Source organism: Arsenophonus sp. ENCA, from assembly GCF_002287155.1.
Lineage (GTDB): Bacteria > Pseudomonadota > Gammaproteobacteria > Enterobacterales > Enterobacteriaceae > Arsenophonus > Arsenophonus nilaparvatae.
Genome location: NZ_NHNG01000192.1, coordinates 1 through 4,213 on the forward strand (window position 1 = coordinate 1; position 4,213 = coordinate 4,213).

General features: G+C 37.2%; 5 protein-coding genes and 1 pseudogene. All 6 read right to left on the minus strand.

Annotated features, from left to right (window positions below):
- Positions 1–437 (minus strand): helix-turn-helix domain-containing protein (locus CBG25_RS04935; protein WP_290604986.1); only part of this gene is annotated, 437 nt, incomplete at its 3' end.
- A gap of 243 nt (positions 438–680) precedes the next feature.
- Complete coding sequence (locus tag CBG25_RS04940) at positions 681–953, minus strand: HU family DNA-binding protein (RefSeq protein WP_119711947.1); 273 nt, start codon at positions 951–953, stop codon at positions 681–683.
- A 221-nt stretch (positions 954–1,174) separates the two neighbouring features.
- Positions 1,175–1,762: a DUF416 family protein gene (locus CBG25_RS04945; RefSeq protein ID WP_290604988.1), complete on the minus strand. Its 588-nt coding sequence runs from the start codon at positions 1,760–1,762 to the stop codon at positions 1,175–1,177.
- Between the two features lie 74 nt (positions 1,763–1,836).
- Entirely contained in the window at positions 1,837–2,505 is a 669-nt protein-coding gene (gene nfi, locus CBG25_RS04950) for a deoxyribonuclease V (RefSeq protein ID WP_290604990.1), read from the minus strand.
- Between the two features lie 174 nt (positions 2,506–2,679).
- Positions 2,680–3,744 carry a uroporphyrinogen decarboxylase gene (gene hemE, locus CBG25_RS04955; protein WP_290604992.1) on the minus strand — a complete coding sequence of 355 codons (1,065 nt, stop codon included), beginning with the start codon at positions 3,742–3,744 and terminating at the stop codon, positions 2,680–2,682.
- Positions 3,745–3,849: 105 nt separating this feature from the next.
- Positions 3,850–4,083: pseudogene (gene nudC / locus CBG25_RS04960) on the minus strand (NAD(+) diphosphatase); the annotation flags it as partial.
- Between the last annotated feature and the right edge of the window lie 130 nt (positions 4,084–4,213).

Sequence of the window (4,213 nt, forward strand, 5' to 3'; positions counted from 1 at the left end):
TTATCATAGCGATAATGTTTCCCGCGATGAGGAAGCTGGAGATAGAGTTTCCCTCCTGCCAGTCGGTCTCTCTTGATATAGCGATAAAGCGTATTCTTGCTGACAGAAACACCATGCTTCAAACGTAGCCTTCCACTGATAACTTCTGGCGAGGTATGTAAAGCAAGCTCCTTACGGATAAAATACTGCGTTTGCGGGGTTTGTTGATTAAATGCATCTCGTGTAGATTTATTGAGACGTCTGGCTTTCGCTAAGGTATCGGCTCTTCTGCAAGAATAAAGTCCATGGAAAGCGGGATCAGTATTACGTTTGAGTTCCCTGCTGACAGTTGAACGAGAAAGCCCCAATTCTCTAGCAATAGTGGCCTGAGTAACACCGTCAATTATTCGTTTTTCGATATAAAAACGCTCATGTAAGTTCAAATGTTTTCCCTTCATACAACAGTATCTCTTATGGGGTCATTACAGTAATTTTATCTATGTATGACCAAGGATTTACTTTGTTGCATTTCGTTTGGGAATTGGCGCATAGCCTAACGACGCCAGCGTCAGAAATAAATCCACTTGCGCTAAATTCGGGCATTTTAGGTTTACTGGTGCAAGCACCAAGTAAAATGAGGATGTGCCCAATCAATAAAAGGGGTTTAATACCCCCTCTGAATATTCTTTTTCGCAACTGAATTACTTAACTGCTTCTTTCAGTGATTTTCCAGCAACAAATACTGGTACATTAGCGGCTTCAATTTTGAGTTCTGCACCTGTTTTAGGATTACGACCAGTACGAGCTGCACGATAATTAATCTTAAAAGTACCAAAACCAACGAATTGAACTTGCTCACCTTCTTTCAATGCATCTGTAATACATTCAATGACTGCTTCTAACGCACTTTTAGCTTGAGTCTTAGTCAAGTTTGCCTTTTGCGCGACACATTCAATTACATGACCCTTATTCATGTTCTTATTTACAGTCTTATTCATAAGTTATCCTTACACAGTGTGTTTATCATTTGCATAGCATCGAGTACGTTGGATATGTAGAACCTATTAATTCTTAATATACGTCCCGAAAGTACTCCTCTCCACCTTCACTGTAGAGCATAGTATAGGCGAATGTGAAGCGTTAAAAGTCAGCATTTATGGTACCAAATCACGTTTTTAAACACTATGAACGGAAATTAGGTAACCTTAATGCCAATATTGCTGATCCCCACTTCACGGAGGTCGGATTTTAATCCTTTAATCAGCGCTACATCCCGCTCTTCACAAGCGGCAAGTAAACAGTAAATCTCCCATTGAATATCCCATTCTTCTTCAATGGTAAGCAATTCTTTCAGTTCTTCATCAGACATCTCTTTACCTGTCTGAGTCATCTCAAACATTGCGATAGTTCGAATCGAAATTTTACTTACTTCAATAGCACTTTCTAATGTTTTCCCACTTAAGTAAGAATGAATTATTTCACTTAACGCAATACATGCATCAATAGCAGGATGAACTCCGTATATATCAAAATCATTTGCGACGGGAATAACTTCCTCTAACTTTTCCAACTGATTATCAAAATCAATTTTACTATCTTTAATAATCAGTGATTCCCAGATTAAATCTAAAATAATACGATAACGTATTGGATTTAAAAAGCTCGTTTGTTTACAAAACAATTGATAATTAGGATACATACGCTCACATAAACAGGCCATGAAAGTAATATGCCGCCAACTATCTAATTTTGCCAACCGCAAATGAATTGGGTTTCTTAACATCAAATTTCTACTCACTTACCTTTTACGCCGAAGTTTACCTGAAAATCAACAGGTTCCACATATTTTAACTTTAATTATGCCAAATTCTGTTTCATTCGATTAAAAAACGCTCTATTAGAAGCGATTCCATCAGCCCAACGAGTAGGTTCAGGTAAACGATAACCTTTAATACAATGCTTAACCCATAATAGTGAAGCATCTAAACTGATTTTATGGCCAGGTGAGATATAAAGTGGTTTACATCTTTTTTTACTACGAAACACCCAACCAATTTGCTCATTATTATCATTCAATGGTTGGCAGCTTTCCACTATTTCATCTAAAGCTTCATGGTGACCACATAGACGATTTTTTGCTATACCAATCGTTGGAATATCTAATAGAAGACCCAAATGACTAGCTACTCCAAAACGACGAGGATGGGCTATTCCTTGGCCATCAACCATAATAAGATCGGGTTTATGTTGCAGTTTTTCCCAAACCACCAGTAGTGCAGGATACTCTCGAAAAGAGAGTAAACCTGGAATATAAGGAAATTCAGTCGGTATACGGGCAATATGATATTCAACAATAGCAAGTGAAGGCCAGTGCATAACAACCATTGCGGCTCGGGTTATGGTACCTTTTTCTTCAAATCCAACATCAGCACCAGCAATAAGATTAGGGGTAGTAAAATTATCCGTAAGAATAATTTGTTTAGCTTTTGTGGTCTGTTCCTGACGTAATAATTTGGTATCAATCATATTTATTTTACTTAAAAAATTTTTATATAAATATATTTTATTATTTGTTTTATAACACAAAATTTAAAAAAATATATTTAAATAATTGTAAATATTTAATTTAGATTTAATAATAAATAAAAAAATATAACAATTATTATTTATCGGCATTTTTTTTGTTTGGATAAACCTTACTTATTGATGATATTGCTCTGATAATTTGTGTACTGAATTAATAAAATTTTTAACATGCTCAGGTGGAATATCCTGGTGAATGCCATGACCTAAATTAAAAACATGGCCACTGCCCTGACCGAATTGTTTTAAAATTGTTTTAACCTCAAATTCTATACGTTCTTTTGATGCATATAATATAGAAGGATCCATGTTTCCCTGTAAGGCAACCTTATCTCCTACACGAGAACGAGCCTCTTCAATATCTGTCATCCAGTCGATCCCTAACGCGTCACAACCGGTCGCAGCCATTGCCTCTAACCATTGGCCACCGCCTTTAGTAAATAAGGTCACCGGGACTTTACGCCCTTCATGTTCTCGCTGTAGACCATCAATGATCTGATGCATGTAATGTAAAGAAAATTGATGGTAATCAGGCCCGGTTAATACACCACCCCAAGTATCAAAAATCATCACCGATTGAGCACCAGCCCGAATCTGACCATTTAGATAAAGAATGACACTTTGGGCCAACTTATCTAATAACAAATGTAACGCTTTTGGCTCCGTATACATCATCTTCTTAATATGGGTGAAAGCCTTACTACTTCGTCCTTCGACCATATAAGTTGCCAATGTCCATGGGCTACCAGAAAAACCGATTAATGGCACTTTTCCCTGTAACGCCTTGCGGATAGCGCGTACAGCATTCATTACGTAAACCAATTCTTGCTCAGGATCAGGAATTGGCAGTTTCTCTATATCAGCCACACAATCAATTGGACGCTGAAACATAGGCCCTTCTCCGGCTGAAAAATAAAGACCTAAGCCCATCGCATCAGGAATAGTAAGAATATCTGAAAACAGGATCGCCGCATCTAATGGAAAACGATGTAGCGGTTGTAATGTCACTTCACAGGCTAACTCGGTATTTTTGCACAATGAAAGAAAATCACCGGATTGCTGACGAATTTTTCGATACTCCGGTAAATAACGACCGGCCTGGCGCATCATCCATACTGGGGTTTTATCAACTGGCTGCCGTAATAGGGCACGTAAGTAGCGATCGTTTGTTAATGCAGACATCATTAGCTCCATTAAATGGCAATTAGAAATTGCCAATTATCATCGTGTATTTGCTTTTTTCTTGTTGCTTAAATCAGCAACAACTTAGATATAGCGTGATTAATATTATTTGCATAAGTTATCATTTTCTTGCCGACATAAAGCCAGTGTATCTTCAATTAAACGTCGAGCTATGGTATCAGGAGGCGGTATAAGCGGTAATTTATCATGATGATAGCAGTCCGCACTAATTAACTCATCAGGATTAGCCTGGATTTCACCACTGGCATAATCAGCCAGAAAACCGATCATTAATGAATGAGGAAAAGGCCATAGCTGTGAAGCAATATAGCGAATGTTACTTGTATTAGTCTTAACTTAATCTGACAATTCTGATTTAAAAAAGAAAGTTACCGGTTTTAATTAACATCATTAGATAATTAAATAAAAGGTAATTTTATGTATCAAACAAATAATCCTATCATCAAAC